Raw genomic sequence first — 17,304 nt, 5'->3', positions numbered from 1 at the left:
ACTTTTATGAAGAAACAACTATTAATCCTGCTGTTTTGTCTGGTTGGCTATAACTGTTTTGCGCAAAGCGATGGCATAAAGCGGAAATTGATCTGGAGCGATGAATTTGACTATACAGGTTTGCCCGATGCTAAAAAGTGGACTTACGAGCAAGGATTTGTACGCAATAAAGAGCCACAGCTTTATACAAAAAACAGGTTGGAGAACGCCAGGGTAGAAAATGGAAAACTGGTAATAGAAGCAAAGAAGGAAGAATTTGAAGGTGCGCATTTTACCTCAGCCAGTGTAATTACTTTAGGGAAGCAGCATTTTAAGTATGGCCGGGTAGAGGTTAGGGCAAAAGTATGTAAGGGTGTTGGTGCATGGCCTGCCATTTGGATGCTGGGTACCAACCGCGGTCAGGTAAAATGGCCCAATTGCGGCGAAATTGACATTTTGGAATTTGTGGGTAAAGATTCTACACAGGTATACGGAACGGTACATTATGCAGATTCTACCAATACCTATAAACACCAGGGGGAAAAACCTGTGGTGGGTAAACCATGGGAAGATTTTCATGTGTATGCCATTAATTGGGATGAAGACAAAATTGAATTCTATTATGATGATTTAAAGTATATGGTATTTGATGTTAAAAAAGCAGATCACGCAGTAGATAATCCTTTTAGGAAAGAATTTTACCTGCTGCTTAACCTGGCTTTGGGCAGGCAGGGAACGCTGGGCGGGCCATTAAAAGAAGCGATTTTACCATTAAAATATGAGGTAGATTATGTTAGGGTTTACAAAACTCCTTTAAACCGTAGAAAATGATGGTGAGGATAAAAGGAAAAGGGTTGAAAATAAATTTATCGGTAATTTTTGTTTGTTTAAGCTGCTTTTTTGTAAGCGCACAGCAAAAACCCTATACCATTATTATGGAGCGTATCAATCTGGATTTGCAGGTAGGCATAAACGATGGCGTGCTAACAAAAAGGATAAATAAAAACCTGCCGGCATTACTTCCAGATGGAAGCTGGACGGATATTAATTATGCAGATGCACAATACGATCCGCTAAACAGAATAAAAGATATGGCAACTGCTTATATAAGGCAATCAAATAAGCTGTATCAAAATAAAGAGATGTATGGTGCAATTGTGAAAGCTTTGCAGAACTGGCTGGATAAAAATCCAAAGAACAAAAACTGGTGGTACAACGATATTTTTTATCCACAGGCCATTGGCCAAACGTTAATTTTAATGCGGAATGCGAAAACGCAACTCCCTGTTGAGCTAGAAAATGCCTTGATTAATAGAATGATCAGAAAGTTAAAAACCGGTGATGGTGCCAATACTTCTGATGAGGCACTGCACTATCTCTACAGGGCCTGCTTAACACAAAATAAGGCAACGTTGGATTCTGCCGCGAAATACCTGTTCGAACCGATAACCATTGCAGATGGAAAAGAAGGCGTTCAGGTGGATGGAAGTTATTACCAGCATGGTAAACAGCAGGCCATTGCGAGTTATGGCAGGGTATTCGCCGGAAATTCGGTGAACGCTGCTTTTTATTTACGTGGAACGGAATATGCCCTGCCAAAAGATCAACTGGCTATTTTGGTTAACTACCTCAAAAATACTTTCCTCAAAACGGTAAGGGGATCGTTTTATGATTTTAACGTACGCGGACGGGGGATTAGTCGTAAAGACTCCTTAAGTAGCGGCATGGGCGGTATGGTAGGCAAAATTAAACTGTTCGACCCCGAAAATGCCGATTATTGGGATGCAGCACAACTCAGAACATCAGGCAAAAAACCTGTTGATTACGGAATAACAGCTTCCCATAGCCAATATTGGAAAAGTGGTTACACCCTGCACCTCCGTAAGGCTTATACTTTCAGTGTTCAAACGGCATCGAGCAGAACGCTAAGAACGGAACGTGGCAATAATGAAAACATATTGGGGAAATTTCTCCCCGATGGGGCAACAAATATTCAACGTAGCGGGTCAGAATATGCCAACCTGATGCCCGTTTGGGAATGGGATAAAATTCCGGGCACTACCAGCAGGGATTATGCTGATGACAGTGGCGCAACAGTATTAAAAGAATGGGGTATACCTGGCAGCACCAAATTTGTGGGCGGGGTAAGTGATGGCTTTTATGGCGTTTCGTGTTACGATTTGAATTATGACAGCGTTCAGGCTAAAAAGGCATGGTTCTTTTTTGATCAGGAAGTGGTTTGTTTAGGTGCCGGGATTAACAGCAATGCTATACAAAATATCACCACCACAATCAATCAGGTATGGTTGCGTAGTAACGTATCAACTTCTAACGGCATACAGAAAAATGGCAAGAGCGAAGTTTGGGCATTACACGATAGTATTGGGTATATTTTTCCCCATGGTGGGAATTTGGAAATCAGCACTAAAGCCCAAAGTGGAAGTTGGTACCGCGTTAACCATTTTCAAAGTAAAACCGAGTTAAAGCATAATGTTTTTAAAATGTGGTTAAACCATGGTCAAAATCCACAAAATGGCAGTTACCAATATATTGTTGTGCCAGGGATAGATGTAGCCGGATTAAAAAAGTATAACCGATCGATGATTGAGATATTAAAAAATACCGACGAGATACAGGCGGTAAAACACACTGGTTTAAATATGTTGCAAGCCGTCTTTTATAAACCGGGCACGCTGAATGCAGATGGCTTATCACTCCGTGTAGATCAGGCTTGTACGGTTTACATTAAAAATATAAATGGTAAAAATCCTACGCTTTACATCGCAGATCCGGCGCAGCAAAATGCAAGCATCAATGTGCTTTTAAAACTACCGGCCATGTTAAAACCTCAAAATATAAATTGTAATCTACCTGCCGGTGCACTTTCGGGTGCAACGGCAACTTTTAAAATTAAAGAATAATACACATTATTAATTATGAAAAAAATCAATCTCGCTGTCGCATTGCTGTTGTTAAGCAGTTCGGTTTCATTTGCCCAAGCCGCAAAGAAGCCTATGGCCCAGTTAATCAACGATGAATTTAAATTCGCCCTTGATCAATATAAAGTGCTGGGTAAAAATATTCCCGAAGGAAAAACACCACAAACTTTTGAGAAAGGGAAACCTGTAAATTACGACATCAAATGGTGGTGCAGCGGTTTTTACTCTGGCAGTTTGTGGTACATATACGAAGAGACTAAAAATGCAGAGGTTAAACAGGAGGCCGAGAAAGCTTTAAAAGTAATTGAGCCAAACCAAACGTATACCGGCAACCACGATTTGGGATTTATGATGTACTGTAGCTTTGGCAACGCTTACCGATTAACCGGTAAGCCAGAATATAAGGCTGTAATTGAGCGTTCGGCCGAATCGTTGGCTACACGCTACCGCCCGGCAGTAAAATCAATCCAATCATGGAATAAGAGTAAACTATGGGAATGCCCCGTAATTATCGATAACATGATGAACCTCGAAATGATGAACTGGGTGAGTGATAATGGAGGCAATAAAAAGTATAAAGAAATATCGGTTATCCATGCAAATACGGCTTTAAAAAACCATTTCCGCCCCGATTTCAGCTCTTTCCACGTGGTTGATTATAACCCTGAAACAGGAGCTGTAATTAGAAAAGCGACATGGCAGGGTGCTGCAAATTGCTCTGCATGGGCACGCGGACAGGGTTGGGCGCTGTATGGTTATACCATGATGTACCGTTTTACTAAAGATCCGGTTTATTTAAAACAGGCAAAAGGTATAGCACATTTTATTCTTAACCATCCAAACCTGCCTGCAGATAAAATTCCATTCTGGGATTTTGATGCACAGGGTATTCCGTTTGCAAAGCGTGATGCTTCTGCGGGTGCATTAATGGCTTCGGCATTGTTAGAGCTGGGTCAATATACTTCCGGAAGTGAGAAAACAGAATTTAAATCGGCAGCCGAAACCATGATTTATTCCCTTTCAAGCAGTGAATACCACGCAAAGCTGGGCGAAAACGGAGGCTTTTTATTGATGCACAGTACTGGCGCTTATCCTTTAAACAGTGAAATTGATGTACCTTTAATTTATGCCGATTATTATTATTTAGAGGCCTTGGCGCGGTATAAAAAATGGTATTTGTAGAAATGTTAAATACAGGTTTAAGCGGAATAGCTGTTTTGGATTAGCCGGATAATGAATTTTTGTTTTATTCGGAAATGAAGGTTCAGCAGTGCTTCGGATGCGGTAGCCGCGTTATTCGCTACAGCTCCGATGAAAAATCGGAGGCTACCGCTACTACCGGGTTTATGAAGAGTGGGTTTGTGCAAAGACTTTCAGAAATTCATGTTTGTCGGCTAAGCATCCAACCAATAATATTAAGGCCTGCAATGCTGCCTAGACCCGGAAAGCGTAAAGAAACTGAATACTAGCATAAAAACCCGCTCTCCAAATAATTTAATCTAACCTTGAGTTTTATCACTCACATTATAATGAAAATGAAATGTAAAGTAATTTTTTCTGCCCTGCTGATTTTTTCTCAGTTTGCTTATGCACAAAAGAAACCTGAAACCGGTGCAGAAGACCGTGCTTTTTGGGTAAAAACTTTTAACAGAATCGCTTATCCGGTAATTCATAACCTGGCAAACGAAACTTTAAAGAAAAATATGCCTTTAGAAAAAGCGCCAGGCTATGGCTTAAACGTAGCAAAAGTTACCTATCTGGAAGCTTTGGGCCGTACCATTGCTGGGGTTGCACCCTGGCTGGCTTTACCGGATGATGAAACCCCTGAAGGAAAACTCAGAAAAACCATGCGCACCGAACTTTTAAAAGCTTTGGCCAATTCGGTTAATCCCGAAAGTCCGGATTACATCAGTTACCGATCAGAAAGTCAGCCGATTGTTGATGCCGCTTACGTTGCGCATGCTTTTTTGCGTGCCCCAAAAGCATTATGGGAACCGCTTGATGAAACGACTAAAAAAAGATTTATAGAAGAATTTAAATCTTTACGCACCAGGAGCGGGGCCTACAACAACTGGCTCTTATTTTCTGGCTTAACTGAAGGTTTTTTGCTGAGCATTGGCGAGCAATATGATCCTGCACGTGTTCAGTTTTCGATCAACAAAATGAAAGAATGGTATGTGGGCGATAGCTGGTACAGTGATGGTGAAAAGTTTAGCATGGATTATTACAACTCATACGTGATCCATCCGATGCTTGTTGACCTTTTAAAAGTTTTGGTTGATAAGAAAAAAGCACTGCAGGCCGATTACGACCTTGCCTTGAAAAGAATGGTGCGCTATTCGGAATATTTAGAAAGAATTATTTCCCCGGAAGGGACTTACCCTGCTTATGGCCGATCGATTACCTACCGTACAGCTGCCTTTCAGGCATTGGCTCAAACAGCCTTAATGGAAAAATTGCCCGAATATGTAAAACCAGCACAGGTTCGCGGTGGTTTAACTGCTATAATGCATAAACTTTATGATGGAAACCAGAATTTCGACAATAAAGGCTGGTTGGTGTTGGGTTTTAACGGTCATCAACCAGAAGTGGCCGATACCTATACCTCAACCGGAAGTTTATATATGGCAACTTTAGGTTTTTTAACTTTGGGCCTGCCCGCTGATAATAAATTCTGGACGGATGCACCTGCGCCATGGACGAGTTTGAAAGCCTGGGGCGGAGAAACCATTAAAAAGGATTATAAAGTTGAGTATTAATACCAAAATTAAGTATCGTATAAATATATTTGCGGATAGGATCTGAAATATGAGTCAGATTTTTATCCCAAAACTCAATTTTTTAACCAATGAATAAATTTGAAAGCCGTTACGCGCAAAGTCCCAAAGAAGTTAAACAAATGGATACCGCAGCTTTGCGGGATAATTTCTTAATTGAAAACGTATTTGAGGCCAACCAGGTAAATTTAACCTTATCTCATTTCGATAGGTATATTGTTGGTGGTGCTATGCCTGTTGATCAGAAAATAGCCCTTCCGAATCCTGATGATTTAAAAGCAAACTATTTTTTAGAACGCAGGGAGCTTGGTATTATCAACGTAGGCGGAAAAGCAATTGTTACTGCTGATGGCGAAAAATACGAATTGGACTATAAAGAAGCTCTCTACATTGGAAAAGGTGCTAAAGATGTGTTTTTCGAATCTGCAATTCCGGGTGAAGCCGCTAAATTATACATCAATTCTGCCCCGGCACACCACGCTTATCCAAACAAGAAGGTAAGCAAGGCTGAAGCAGAAATTGTAGAATTGGGTACACCAGAAACAGCGAACCACAGAATCATCAATAAATTATTGGTAAACAGCGTGTTGCCAACTTGCCAGTTGCAGATGGGTATGACCGAGTTAAAATCGGGTAGCGTGTGGAATACCATGCCGGCGCATACGCACGACAGGAGAATGGAAGCTTATTTTTATTTTGAGGTTCCAACAGGGCAAAGTGTTTGCCATTTTATGGGGCAGCCGCAAGAAACCCGCCACATTTGGATGCAGAACGATCAGGCAGTAATTTCGCCAAACTGGTCTATCCACTCTGGTGCTGGTACAAGCAATTATACCTTTATTTGGGGTATGGCTGGTGAAAACCTTGATTATGGCGATATGGACCACTGTGCCATTACCGAACTGAAATAAGAAGCAATTTATCTGAATAAAAAACATGTCGAACATATTTGATTTAGCAGGTAAAACTGCATTAGTTACCGGTTGTAAAAGAGGTATCGGGAAAGCAATGGCTTTAGCACTGGCCGAAGCAGGCGCCGATGTTATTGGTGTTTCTGCGAGTTTAGAATTGCAGGGGAGTGCTGTAGAAAAGGAAATTGTAGCCTTAGGCAGAAAGTTTTATGCCTACCAGTGCGATTTTGGTAAACGTGAAAATACGCTTGAATTTGCTGCGCAGGTAAAGGCCGATCATCCCGTTATTGATATTCTGGTTAACAATGCAGGTACTATTTTACGCAAACCAATTGCTGAGCATCCGGATGAATATTGGGATGAGGTAATTGCAGTAAACCAAACTGCTCCGTTTATTTTAACCCGCGAAATCGGGCGCGAAATGATTGCCCGGGGTAGTGGAAAAGTGATTTTTACGGCATCCTTATTGTCGTTTCAAGGTGGTATAACCGTTCCTGGATATGCGGCAAGTAAAGGTGCAATTTCATCTTTAACCAAAGCTTTTGCTAACGAATGGGCATCAAAAGGTGTAAATGTAAATGCCATTGCGCCAGGTTATATCGCAACCGATAATACTTCTGCATTGCGCGAAGATCAGGATAGAAGCACCTCTATATTATCCCGTATTCCTGCCGGAAGATGGGGAACACCAGAAGATTTTAAAGGACCGACATTATTTCTGGCTTCTGCGGCAAGTGATTATGTGCATGGAACAATTTTAACCGTTGATGGCGGTTGGATGGGCAGGTAAGTTAATCCTTATTCTGCATTTCATAGTCGATGATTTGCGGTTTATATTGTCAAAGAAGTCAAGTTTATTTAAACTTGACTTCTTTGTTTCAAATATCTGTTTTTTATGCAGCCCTGATCACCAAACGCTCCAGGCCGCACACCCCAAACTGTTAATACAGGTTATAAATCTCCTTAATATCTTTCAGTATATTCTCGAAATCAATTTTCAGGTCGATTAAGCGGCCGGTATGTATATCGAATACCCACCCTTGTACGGTTAATCCGCGTGCGGTAACAGCTTCCTGCACGGCTGCGGTTTTTAGCAGGTTAACGCATTGTTCCTGTACGTTAAGTTCTACCAATCGGTTATAACGCGAATCTTCGTTTTCAATGGCGTTCAGTTCATCTTTGTGAATGCGATAAACATCGCGGATATTTCTTAACCAAGGGTTTAAAATGCCCAAATCTGCTGGCTGCATGGCTGCTTTAACACCTCCACAGTTGTAATGGCCACATACCACAATATGGTTAACCTTTAAATGGCGCACGGCATAATTCAAAACCGTCATCACATTTAAATCCACGTTATTTACCAGGTTGGCAACATTTCGGTGCACAAAAGCCTGCCCCGGTTGGATACCCATTAAATCTTCGGCGGTTACACGGCTATCAGAACAGCCGATATACAAAAACTCAGGACTTTGCCCTTTGGATAATTCTGTAAAATAATCAGGATTGATGGCCAGTTTATCGGCAATCCATTTTTCATTGTTCTTAAAAACTTCTTCTACGTTCATGCTTTTGCTTTAAATAGAATTTTTGGATAAATAAATTTTTGAGCGATAACAAACAGCTATTATATGGCTATAAAACTAAAGAAAGATTTCCTCATTTCGGCAAATTCATCATCATTAAGCCTATCATCCGAATTAAAATACAAGTGGCCTTTATAATCCAACTCCAGGTAATTCGCTGTCATGAAAAATGGCGTGGTAAATCCATCAGGCAAGTCAGCATCGGTGCCAACTGCAATTAATTGCATGGTTTTACCTTTCAGGTTTCTGCCCACATCTTTATTTAAGGTTACCCAATTTGTTAAGCGGTCGAACAGATTTTTCATTCTTCAGCTCATGGAGTACCAGTAAACAGGAGTAGCAAAAATTAGGTGTTTGTGGTACAATATTTCTTTGGCAAAGGTTTCGAAACAATCTTCCGGGGGGTATTGGTTTTCGTAATTGTAGGGAAGAAAATGGTGCTCCAACAGGTTAATCTGATCAAAAGCAATTTCTTCGGTAAGTTTGCTGATATATTTTTGCGTATTGCCATTCAACCTGGCGCTTCCGTTAATTATTAAGCTATCGGCCATACTTGTTTGTGTTAAATTTAATTAACAAGTTTAGCCAGGAAATGTTTAATGGCTGGCCGGGTATTGAAGGAGGAATCCGGCAAAAAGGATGATAAAATAAAAGCCAATATCAATTCACGGTGAAACCGGAAATTAATATTGGCTTAAAATATTACCTAGATGGCAATAGCTACCGCATTTTTATTAATGTGGTTTGGCAATTCTTCCAGGGTGTACAAGTTAACAAGTGATTCCGTTAACGCATTTTTTGAATCGTACCAAAGGTTCTCTTGTGTAAAATGACAAACACCATTTGTTAGTTCGGTAATTATTGCACCGATTAGGGTTGCAAAGTGATTTTCGAAAACATCACCTGAATGGTATTTAAGCGAAAATACTTTGTTGTAGTTTTGAAGTTTTGCTTCAACCTCAGCACTTAGCTTAACCGGTTTTGCAACTTTTCTTTTTTTCTTTTTAAATAGTCCCAAAATCTTTTGAACCAGGCTTTGCTTAATGATTTTTTCTTTAAAAAGCTTTTTCTTGTATTCTTTTAAGTCGAAAGATTTAAGCGATACAGCGAAATTTAACTTAAGGCTGTTTTCGTTAAATATTTCCAGGCTTGGTTTTTCCCATTTAAAAACGATCGGTAAATTTCCGTTAGGGTTTCTAAATGAAAAGGACGAATTGATGTCTAACACATTTTCGTGTTCGTTCAAACGTTTTAAAATTGTTGGAATGAGGTCGTCGGTTAAAGAGTTTGTGTAAATGTTAATGTAAGCGCTCATTTTAATTAGATTAGCTATAATCAGTAAATTGCGTTAAACGGTTTGTTTACGCGTTATATAAATGATAGTTAAGGATATCATCATAAGTCGGAGTAATCTATTCCGAATAGATCGGTTCCTCAATACCGATTAACTGGGAAATTTTGAGCTGTACTGGCGGTTTTGTTTCATTTGTATATGTGGTTGTTGGTGTAGTCGCAATTGCGCAAAGCAGCGCATTTTTTTATTAACCTAAACGGGTTTAAACAGCAAAACGTTACAGTTAAATTAAAAATATCTTCTGTGCAATAATTATACCATAAAATGAGGCAATTACTTAAGTTTTTCCACCAGCTTTTTCATGTTGGGCAGCAGCAGTATATTTTCAAATTCGGGCGTATCAAAACCTCCTTTATCCACTACTTGCTTTAAGCTTCTGTTAAAACTTCTTACTGATATGCCCAGGTAGGCAGCCATGTCTTCTTTGGAGATGGAGATATGTTCGTCGGCCTGCAGTTTAAGTAATTTTAATAGCGCATATTCCAATGTATATAGTTGTTGAAAAGATGCCCTTGTACTGGTTTGTATAATTCTGGTGGATAATTCCTGAAGCAGGATTGTAGTAAATTCACTACTCCTGTTTATGAGGGACAGGAATAGAAAATCAGGGATAACATAGGCGGTAACATCACTGATTGCAGCCACGGTGCATAAACAGTCTATCTTTTTAATGGCTTCGAGTTCTCCGGCCACTTCCCCTTTACCTAAAAATTCGATAATAAAATCCTTACCATTTTCTTCAGAAATAAAACATTTGCTTATTCCATCCTTGATGATGTAAATGTTGCTTATTTTCTCTCCCTGCTCTATAAATCTATATCCTGCGTTAAAGCTTTTTAATGTTATTTTTTCTTCTTTATTTTCCGAACAAAATCGTTCAATAAAAGATAAGAAAGTAAGGTTGGTCCGTAGCATATTAATATAGTCGAGACAAATGTCCTTTTTTAACACGATCTCTTGGGTTACTTTTGTGGCACTAAAGTAAGCATAACAATGAAAAATCAAATTACCGTAATTGCTTTTGATGCTGATGATACCCTTTGGGTAAACGAACCCTATTTCCGCGAAACGGAAGAGCAATTTGCGGGTCTTTTAGAAGATTTTATGCCACGGCACAGCATTCTGGCCGAGCTTTATAAAACTGAGATTGCCAATTTGCCTCTATATGGTTACGGTATTAAAGGTTTTGTGTTGAGTATGATGGAAACCGTTTTAAACATAACATTGGGGAAAATTGACCCCATAATTATGGGAAAAGCAATAGAATTGGGGAAAGAAATGCTCAATAAACCTGTTGTTTTACTCGAAGGTGTAGAAGATGTACTCAAAACCTTGCATGGGCAATACCGATTGGTGGTGGCTACCAAGGGCGATTTGCTGGATCAGCAGCGTAAGCTTACCAAATCTGGTCTTGATCATTATTTTCACCATATCGAGATTATGAGCGCTAAACAGGAAAGTGATTACCGAAAATTACTTAAACATCTTGATTGTAAGCCAGAAGAATTTTTAATGCTGGGCAATTCATTAAAATCGGATGTGTTGCCAGTATTGAATATTGGTGGCCACGCGGTACACATTCCTTTTCATACCACCTGGATACACGAAAGCATTGAACATACCATCGAACACGAAAATTTTTATCAGATGGAAAGCCTGTCTGAAGTTTTACCAAAATTAATTGAATGAAAGAAAAAATAGATATAAACACCTGGATCAGAAAAGATCATTTTAAATTTTTTAGCGCTTTTGAAGAACCTTTCTTCGGCGTTACAGTAGATGTAGATTGTACGGCTACCTACCATGAAGCAAAAGAAACTCAACGTTCATTCTTCCTGCTTTATCTGCATAAATCGCTTGTTGCAGCAAATAAGGTAGAACCTTTTAGTTACCGCATGATCGACGGCGAAGTTTGGAAACACAACATTATTAATGCCGCTGCAACCATTAACAGACCAAACGGCACATTCGGCTTTGGATATATTGATTTTCACGAAGATTTCGAAGATTTTAGAAGAGGAGCAGCTCAAGAAATCGAAAAAGTACAATCAACCACAGGCTTAATTCCTTCTTCATCAGGAGAAAATGTAATCCATTATTCGGCCTTGCCCTGGTTAAATTTCACTTCCCTATCACACGCCCGGAGCTTTTCCTATCAGGATAGTTGTCCGAAAATTTCTTTTGGAAAGGTTAAAGATGAAAATAGGAAAAAAATCATGCCGGTATCTATACATGTAAACCATGCTTTAATGGATGGTTACCATGTTGGCCAATTTGTAACCTTATATCAGGATCTGTTAAACAAGAAAGAAATTAAACAGCTCGTTTAGTTTTAGATCTTAAGGAATTAAACCTAAAAAATATTTAATGTTCGGTTAATATTAGGAATTTATTTTAGGCGATGTTTATCACTGCCGTTATTATTCCTTTTTATATCCTGGCCATCGTATCTATGTTTTATATGGATTCTGTATTTAAGGCCTTTATGTTTTTTGTACTGTTATTAATTGCCACATTTGTTCTTTTCCTGTTTATTAATTACCCGATGCAGTCTGCTATTGCAATCATTTGTTTTATGGCCATGTTTGCTTTTAAATTTAAGGATTAAGAAATTACCTGGATAAAAAGATCAATTATCATTTGCATTCGAGAAAGTATTTGCTATTTTTGCTCCACAAGCCGGAAGCTTGTTTCAATACTTAAATTGTGTCAATATATATTTAGTATATGAATTTCCATAACCTGGGGGATTAGCTCATTTGGCTAGAGCGCTTCGCTGGCAGTGAAGAGGTGATCGGTTCGAATCCGATATTCTCCACCACTAATACTTAAATTATGCTCTTAGAATATTTCTAAGGGCATTTTTTTATGTTTTTTATTTCTGGTGGTGCAGTTAGTGGTGTAATTTTAGAGCTGATAAAGTTCGTTTTAAGTTACTATCAACTAATTAATTGGTCGAATTATTTTTTACATTTTAAAATGTCTTCACGTAATTTTATAACACAATCAACCCAAGTTATATCTTGTACAAAGAATTAACAATTTATAACATATTTAAAGTGACAATCACGTTGAGAGGCCGAAGAATGCATTTCAATCCCCAAAACCTTAACTGATTCCGCGAATAGACGTGTTTAAATTTAAAGTTCTCGTTGAGCATAAAATGAATTTAGATAAATATCCTGAAATCATCTAAGGTGTAAGTTTTTATGTGCGTGTTGTGCGTGTCTTCAAGTTTCGGAGAAAAATATATAATTAAAAGCAGGGGTACACGGTTTTGAACTTTCATTTTCCATTTCGAAGCTAACTTTTTTAATTTAGTAGCTGTTATATTGGCAGAATGACATAAAATTATGCAAGCAAATAATTTACAATACTTAAAATTATTCTTGACAAATTGTAACCCCATTAGAAGTTGGTTTAAGTATGCAAAGTTTCGCCGCAATTCCATCATTAATAAGTTTTCTCATGAAAAATCTAGCTTGTGATTCATCATGTGTCGCCATAATTAATTGATAATCGAAATCGATAAAGATCAAATACCCCAGAAGCATGTACTAAATCGTGATGCTGAATTGGGTCATCAAGAAGTAAGCCTTTCCAAGATGACGTTTTGATCTTTCGATTAACATTTTTTTGGAATCTACTTCGAAGTACTTCTGTTCAATTTAACATAGAATGGATTTAGCTTGGATATCATCAACGGATGAACGTGCCGCCCCATCCTCGGACAATGTACTAGCTTTTAAATGGCTGCAAGACCTAATTAATGAGGATTTTGGAAGATATGATGTCTCGTAGCCTCATGAATTGATAGAACAGATTCAAAACGGTCTGGAGCAATAATGTTTGATGAAGAATAAATGGATTTTGAAACCGCACTTATATTTGTTCGGAGGGAAAGGAACACAATATAAATTTTCCGGCATTCAAATCAGCGACCAGTTTGGTCTGAAATGGCTAGCCTACTTTCGATGAAATACACACATTAATGTCTAACCTTTCTCCTTCGAGTATTTCTTGCTTTTTTCTCTTCATGCGGTTACTGCACTTGCTTGTTTCCAAAACTATTGCGTACGTAGCTAAGTATAGCCGAGGTGCCGGGAGGGGGTGTCAAATTATTTCAAGGGAACAAACAAAGAAATATTTTTTAAAAGGTGTTCATTTGTTAGAAGGGCTCCCGTCAGTCAATCTTATTGGTCATCACCTGCTTCAGCTTGCTTTGAAAACCGACTAGTTCGCTTAATTGATTATTCTGACGGTCATATTGCCGTTTTTGTCATATCTTGCCAACCATCGCCTTAACGCGGTTTGAGCTAGTTCTAGTGTTTCATAGGTATTAAAATCGCCAGTACTCCCTGATGCGTTATCAAATTGTTCCTTGGCCTTCGAATAGATTATTGTTTGCACATCCCTCAATTCTTTCTGGGTCCCAGTTAGCTCACTAATATCAGTGCGTAAAATCGTCTTGTTCTGTGTTGAGCCAATATCTGTACGCGGTCGGGAAAAAAAGAAATAGTAGTATTTCCTTGCCAGGGATTTCTCGTCTTTAGCAAGGGACTGTTCACGCGTAGGCAAACCAAGAGTTGATGCGACGTTCTGATAGGTATTGACGTTGACGAGGTATTTTTCACGTAACAGGCCAAATTTTGCTCGATCAGCAACCGCTTCGCTCAGTGTTTTCTCGAAAAATTCGTAATTTGTCTTTACGGTAGTTGATTGTAGCAACAGGTTCATCCATTTCCACATCTTCTCTTCACCAATCTCTTTTTCGATAGCCGAAAAAAGGAGCGGCGAGTAAGTATAGGAATACAGCTGACGGTTTCTGTAATCGGATTTTGATCGGATTTTTTCTAGAGGCATTGGAATCAAGTTGCCCATGGCATGGGCCTTCGCTTTTAGGCTTTCTTGGTAAAGAGAGTCGCCCATGAAATCTCGGGTAATGCGCATTGCAAGAAACTCTGCAAAGCCTTCGGCGATCATGTCTCCAATTTCGAGATTAAAGGAACGAACTGTTCCAAAATAATAGTGGGAAAGCTCGTGGGCCATGTCATGCAAGAAATCGGGGCGCTTGTTTTTATCTTGAAAGGATTTCATCCCATCTTGCCAGCCGACCTTAATAATCGATGGATAAGAAACAAATAACCAAGAGTTATTTTTAGAGACCGGTGTGGTTTGGATATATACCGTTTTTCCTTTATATGGAATATTCAATTTTTTCTGTAAATATTCTTGATACGAACGAAGCTCTTTTTCCAAATTCGTCAACAAGGCATCATCACCATCCGGGTTTAAAAAATATTTGTTGTTTATGTCTGTCGACTTAAAATCGCCGGCGAACATGGTTAGGTCCTGTGGCGAATCACTCTTAACATTGGCGCTTGTGCCATACACCGGATCACTTCCATTTACATAGATCACTTTACAATCGTTACAGGTAATGTTCAAATCGTATGTAACCTTCTCGTATCTCTTATCCGTTGAAACATCATATAATGTTGGACACCATGCGCTTTGGATCCCGTCTACCCTAAGTGAGGTGCCATTAAACGCAATGTTTCCCCTCCAGTCCGAAACACTCGACGTATCGGTGATTACAGGATACATACCAACGTAATTGAAACGAACGGAATAGGGAAGGTATTTTCCCGATGCTGACCAGGAAGGTATATAATATGCAGATGACTCGCCGGAGGAGAGTGTATCTGACAGCGATTTTTCATACTCAAGTGGCAACATGTTTGGTTCGTCATTCTTTATGTATCGAATGTTCATACCCGAGTTGAGCCTAAAAAAGTAATCTTTCAATCTTGGCATGTTTGATATTACTAGGTCACATTCAAATGTTCCTTTTTTAACAGAAATGGTAAGCTTCCCCTTTATATGTGGAATGGTGTCTTGTGCATGTGTATAAACCCAAGGCAATAGTGCCATAAGTGCAATGATAACAATTTTTCTTTTCATAGATTTTAGAGATGGAAAGCTGTAACTTATAGAATTATGAATCAATATGCAGTGTTTGTCCCCGACAGCGCTGCGGAGGTGGTCTTTTTATAAGCTGCCTTTCGCTCGCTGGCGGTTTGGCTAAGCGAACGATCGGCGAAGTAGCTCTTCTGTGCTTGCTGAGCCTTCACAAATTGCAACTGGAAAAAAAGGGTGATAATTAGGACGGTAGGCATATCATTGACTTTACTCAAAAATAATGTTTTTTTCAGACTGGTCAAAAAGCTTAGGGTGGCAAAACTACATGGATCTTCGGGAACTGATTCAAAGCCACTTTTCAACTGCGAATCAAAATGATGACATCAGATTTCGCTTATTCAAAAATCCACAATATCCAGCATAATTAGAGGTGAAAATAAGAGAAGGAAGTTCTCGCTCGCAGGTGGGAAGAGACTAGAAATCAACAACTGTTGGTGATTTGGTAAAAAGGCGGGTGCTCAGTTTTTAAAACCATTTTTAGTTATTAAATTATGATTTTCCAACTCTCTTTATACATTTGTAAGTATGACGATAAAATCGCTTCTAAAATGTATTTTAGTTTTAATCATCACAATTCAGGCGAATGGATCATACGGGCAAAAAATATTTTCCATAAAAACCGACCCGAGAGTTGAGGCATTAAGTATATTCTACACACTTGCCACTGCTGATACACTGGACACTAAACCTACACCATCAACTTATTATCGTGATGTAAAAGCATATTTCAAAAAGTATAACGACCATCCGTCTTTAAATTGGTATAGAAAACTTAAAAACTGGGACGGTCCTGATATGGCTTCGTTGGGTCTTTTTTTATCAGAGGAGCATCCATTTAAACTATTGAGCAAGCCAGAAGTTAATTATGTTAGAAACGCTCCTTTGGATACTTTTTTATTTCGCTTCAATACTTTTTATGAGGATTGCCAGGTATCAAATTTTATAAAAAAACATCGCTTAGAATACAACCGCATCAATAAAAAAGGAGAATTGTATATCCAAAAAAGTAAGATACTTAATAACGTTGATTCTTTTTACAGAACGAAGCGAAACGGTGAATATTTAATTTACACCGATATATTATGTAACCATGGGAGTAATGCAATATCATCAAATGAAAAAGAGTTTGCCGGAAAAATAATGGCTAAGGCTGGTTATATTGAAGATAAAACCAAGAAACTAACAAATGATAGTTCAGTTAATTTTGAACCTGCATTAAATGTGGTTGCCCATGAATGTAGTCATATTTATCTAAAAAATTTTATAAACAATTATCACGACCGATTATTTAAGATCAAAGATAATTTCCTGACTACCGCTAAAGGAAAAAAACTGCCTGATGAGCAATGGAAAAATGAATTAGACGAACTATTGGTAAGAACTTGCGTAGCAAAAATACTGGCACAAAAATTTGGGAAAGAAAGCGGCGAAGCAGAAATATCAAACCAGGCAAAGCATTTTAAATGGGCTAATGATTTGTATCATTTTATGGATAATTACACCAGCCGCTACAAAAGCATTGAAGATTTTTATCCTGAACTGATTTCCTTTCTGGAAACCAAAACCAGTATATAATTTTTGAGTATCAAAACATTTTCAAGGGGAAATTTTAAAAGAATTTTTTCCACGGCACTTATCACTGCAATATTTCACTTCTTCCCATACCTTTGCCCATTTTTTTCTCCATAAAAAAGGCCTTCCGCAAGTGGCGCAAATTTTTGACGGAAAGTTTTCTTTTTTTATTGTTTTCATCTTTATAAACTACCCTAATTTTTT

The 17,304-nt window shown here is 38.6% G+C and carries 17 protein-coding genes and 1 tRNA gene; 10 read left to right on the top strand and 8 right to left on the bottom strand.

All coding sequences use genetic code 11. The features are described 5' to 3' along the window. Positions 1 to 6 precede the first annotated feature (6 nt). The 6 genes from ASE74_RS16710 (at position 7) to ASE74_RS16685 (ending at position 7,396) form a co-directional block, all read left to right on the top strand. The gene (locus tag ASE74_RS16710; protein ID WP_055911395.1) at positions 7 to 810 is read left to right on the top strand and encodes a family 16 glycosylhydrolase; all 804 of its coding nucleotides are present in this window, start codon (positions 7 to 9) and stop codon (positions 808 to 810) included. After that, positions 807 to 2,900, top strand: a complete 2,094-nt coding sequence (locus tag ASE74_RS16705) for a polysaccharide lyase family 8 super-sandwich domain-containing protein (protein ID WP_055911393.1) — start codon at positions 807 to 809, stop codon at positions 2,898 to 2,900. Before ASE74_RS16710 ends, ASE74_RS16705 begins: the two co-directional genes overlap by 4 nt. Positions 2,901 to 2,915: 15 nt before the next feature. Then, entirely contained in the window at positions 2,916 to 4,100 is a 1,185-nt protein-coding gene (locus tag ASE74_RS16700) for a glycoside hydrolase family 88 protein (RefSeq protein WP_055911391.1), read from the top strand. A 353-nt stretch (positions 4,101 to 4,453) separates the two neighbouring features. Next, positions 4,454 to 5,677 carry a DUF2264 domain-containing protein gene (locus tag ASE74_RS16695; protein ID WP_055911999.1) on the top strand — a complete coding sequence of 408 codons (1,224 nt, stop codon included), beginning with the start codon at positions 4,454 to 4,456 and terminating at the stop codon, positions 5,675 to 5,677. A gap of 89 nt (positions 5,678 to 5,766) precedes the next feature. Further along, the gene (gene kduI / locus ASE74_RS16690; protein WP_055911389.1) at positions 5,767 to 6,606 is read left to right on the top strand and encodes a 5-dehydro-4-deoxy-D-glucuronate isomerase; all 840 of its coding nucleotides are present in this window, start codon (positions 5,767 to 5,769) and stop codon (positions 6,604 to 6,606) included. A 25-nt stretch (positions 6,607 to 6,631) separates the two neighbouring features. Then, positions 6,632 to 7,396: an SDR family NAD(P)-dependent oxidoreductase gene (locus ASE74_RS16685; protein ID WP_055911387.1), complete on the top strand. Its 765-nt coding sequence runs from the start codon at positions 6,632 to 6,634 to the stop codon at positions 7,394 to 7,396. Positions 7,397 to 7,547: 151 nt separating this feature from the next. Here ASE74_RS16685 and ASE74_RS16680 read toward each other — a convergent pair whose 3' ends face one another. The 5 genes from ASE74_RS16680 to ASE74_RS16660 form a co-directional block, all read right to left on the bottom strand. Then, positions 7,548 to 8,174, bottom strand: a complete 627-nt coding sequence (locus ASE74_RS16680; protein WP_055911385.1) for a carbonic anhydrase — start codon at positions 8,172 to 8,174, stop codon at positions 7,548 to 7,550. Between the two features lie 59 nt (positions 8,175 to 8,233). Then, a complete protein-coding gene (locus tag ASE74_RS16675) occupies positions 8,234 to 8,497 on the bottom strand; it encodes a hypothetical protein (RefSeq protein ID WP_055911383.1) in 264 nt (87 codons plus the stop codon). Positions 8,498 to 8,500: 3 nt separating this feature from the next. Next, positions 8,501 to 8,743, bottom strand: a complete 243-nt coding sequence (locus tag ASE74_RS16670) for an NAD(P)H-dependent oxidoreductase (RefSeq protein ID WP_055911381.1) — start codon at positions 8,741 to 8,743, stop codon at positions 8,501 to 8,503. A 155-nt stretch (positions 8,744 to 8,898) separates the two neighbouring features. Next, a complete protein-coding gene (locus tag ASE74_RS16665) occupies positions 8,899 to 9,507 on the bottom strand; it encodes a hypothetical protein (protein ID WP_055911379.1) in 609 nt (202 codons plus the stop codon). A 312-nt stretch (positions 9,508 to 9,819) separates the two neighbouring features. Continuing rightward, a complete protein-coding gene (locus tag ASE74_RS16660; RefSeq protein ID WP_082458819.1) occupies positions 9,820 to 10,461 on the bottom strand; it encodes a Crp/Fnr family transcriptional regulator in 642 nt (213 codons plus the stop codon). Positions 10,462 to 10,539: 78 nt separating this feature from the next. On the opposite strand from ASE74_RS16660, the gene ASE74_RS16655 reads away from it, so the two are divergent. The 3 genes from ASE74_RS16655 to ASE74_RS16640 all read left to right on the top strand — a co-directional run bounded on the left by ASE74_RS16655 (position 10,540) and on the right by ASE74_RS16640 (position 12,367). After that, positions 10,540 to 11,235, top strand: a complete 696-nt coding sequence (locus ASE74_RS16655; RefSeq protein WP_055911377.1) for an HAD family hydrolase — start codon at positions 10,540 to 10,542, stop codon at positions 11,233 to 11,235. Continuing rightward, a complete protein-coding gene (locus ASE74_RS16650) occupies positions 11,232 to 11,876 on the top strand; it encodes a chloramphenicol acetyltransferase (RefSeq protein WP_055911375.1) in 645 nt (214 codons plus the stop codon). The genes ASE74_RS16655 and ASE74_RS16650 overlap by 4 nt, the downstream gene beginning before the upstream one ends. A 414-nt stretch (positions 11,877 to 12,290) precedes the next feature. Further along, positions 12,291 to 12,367: transfer RNA gene (locus ASE74_RS16640), tRNA-Ala, on the top strand. Positions 12,368 to 13,788: 1,421 nt separating this feature from the next. Here the strand turns inward: ASE74_RS16640 and ASE74_RS16630 are convergent. After that, complete coding sequence (locus ASE74_RS16630; protein ID WP_055911369.1) at positions 13,789 to 15,510, bottom strand: hypothetical protein; 1,722 nt, start codon at positions 15,508 to 15,510, stop codon at positions 13,789 to 13,791. A gap of 41 nt (positions 15,511 to 15,551) precedes the next feature. Then, positions 15,552 to 15,830, bottom strand: coding sequence for a hypothetical protein (locus tag ASE74_RS25215; protein ID WP_055911367.1), 279 nt, complete (start codon positions 15,828 to 15,830; stop codon positions 15,552 to 15,554). 223 nt (positions 15,831 to 16,053) lie between these two features. On the opposite strand from ASE74_RS25215, the gene ASE74_RS16620 reads away from it, so the two are divergent. Then, positions 16,054 to 17,103, top strand: coding sequence for a DUF4932 domain-containing protein (locus tag ASE74_RS16620; RefSeq protein ID WP_055911365.1), 1,050 nt, complete (start codon positions 16,054 to 16,056; stop codon positions 17,101 to 17,103). A gap of 21 nt (positions 17,104 to 17,124) precedes the next feature. On the opposite strand, the gene ASE74_RS24455 is transcribed toward ASE74_RS16620, so the two are convergent. Next, positions 17,125 to 17,280: a DUF2256 domain-containing protein gene (locus tag ASE74_RS24455; RefSeq protein ID WP_082458818.1), complete on the bottom strand. Its 156-nt coding sequence runs from the start codon at positions 17,278 to 17,280 to the stop codon at positions 17,125 to 17,127. Positions 17,281 to 17,304: the final 24 nt, after the last annotated feature.

It is taken from the genome of Pedobacter sp. Leaf216 (genome assembly GCF_001421515.1).
Classification (GTDB): domain Bacteria; phylum Bacteroidota; class Bacteroidia; order Sphingobacteriales; family Sphingobacteriaceae; genus Pedobacter.
This window is presented reverse-complemented; position numbering and strand designations above follow the sequence as displayed.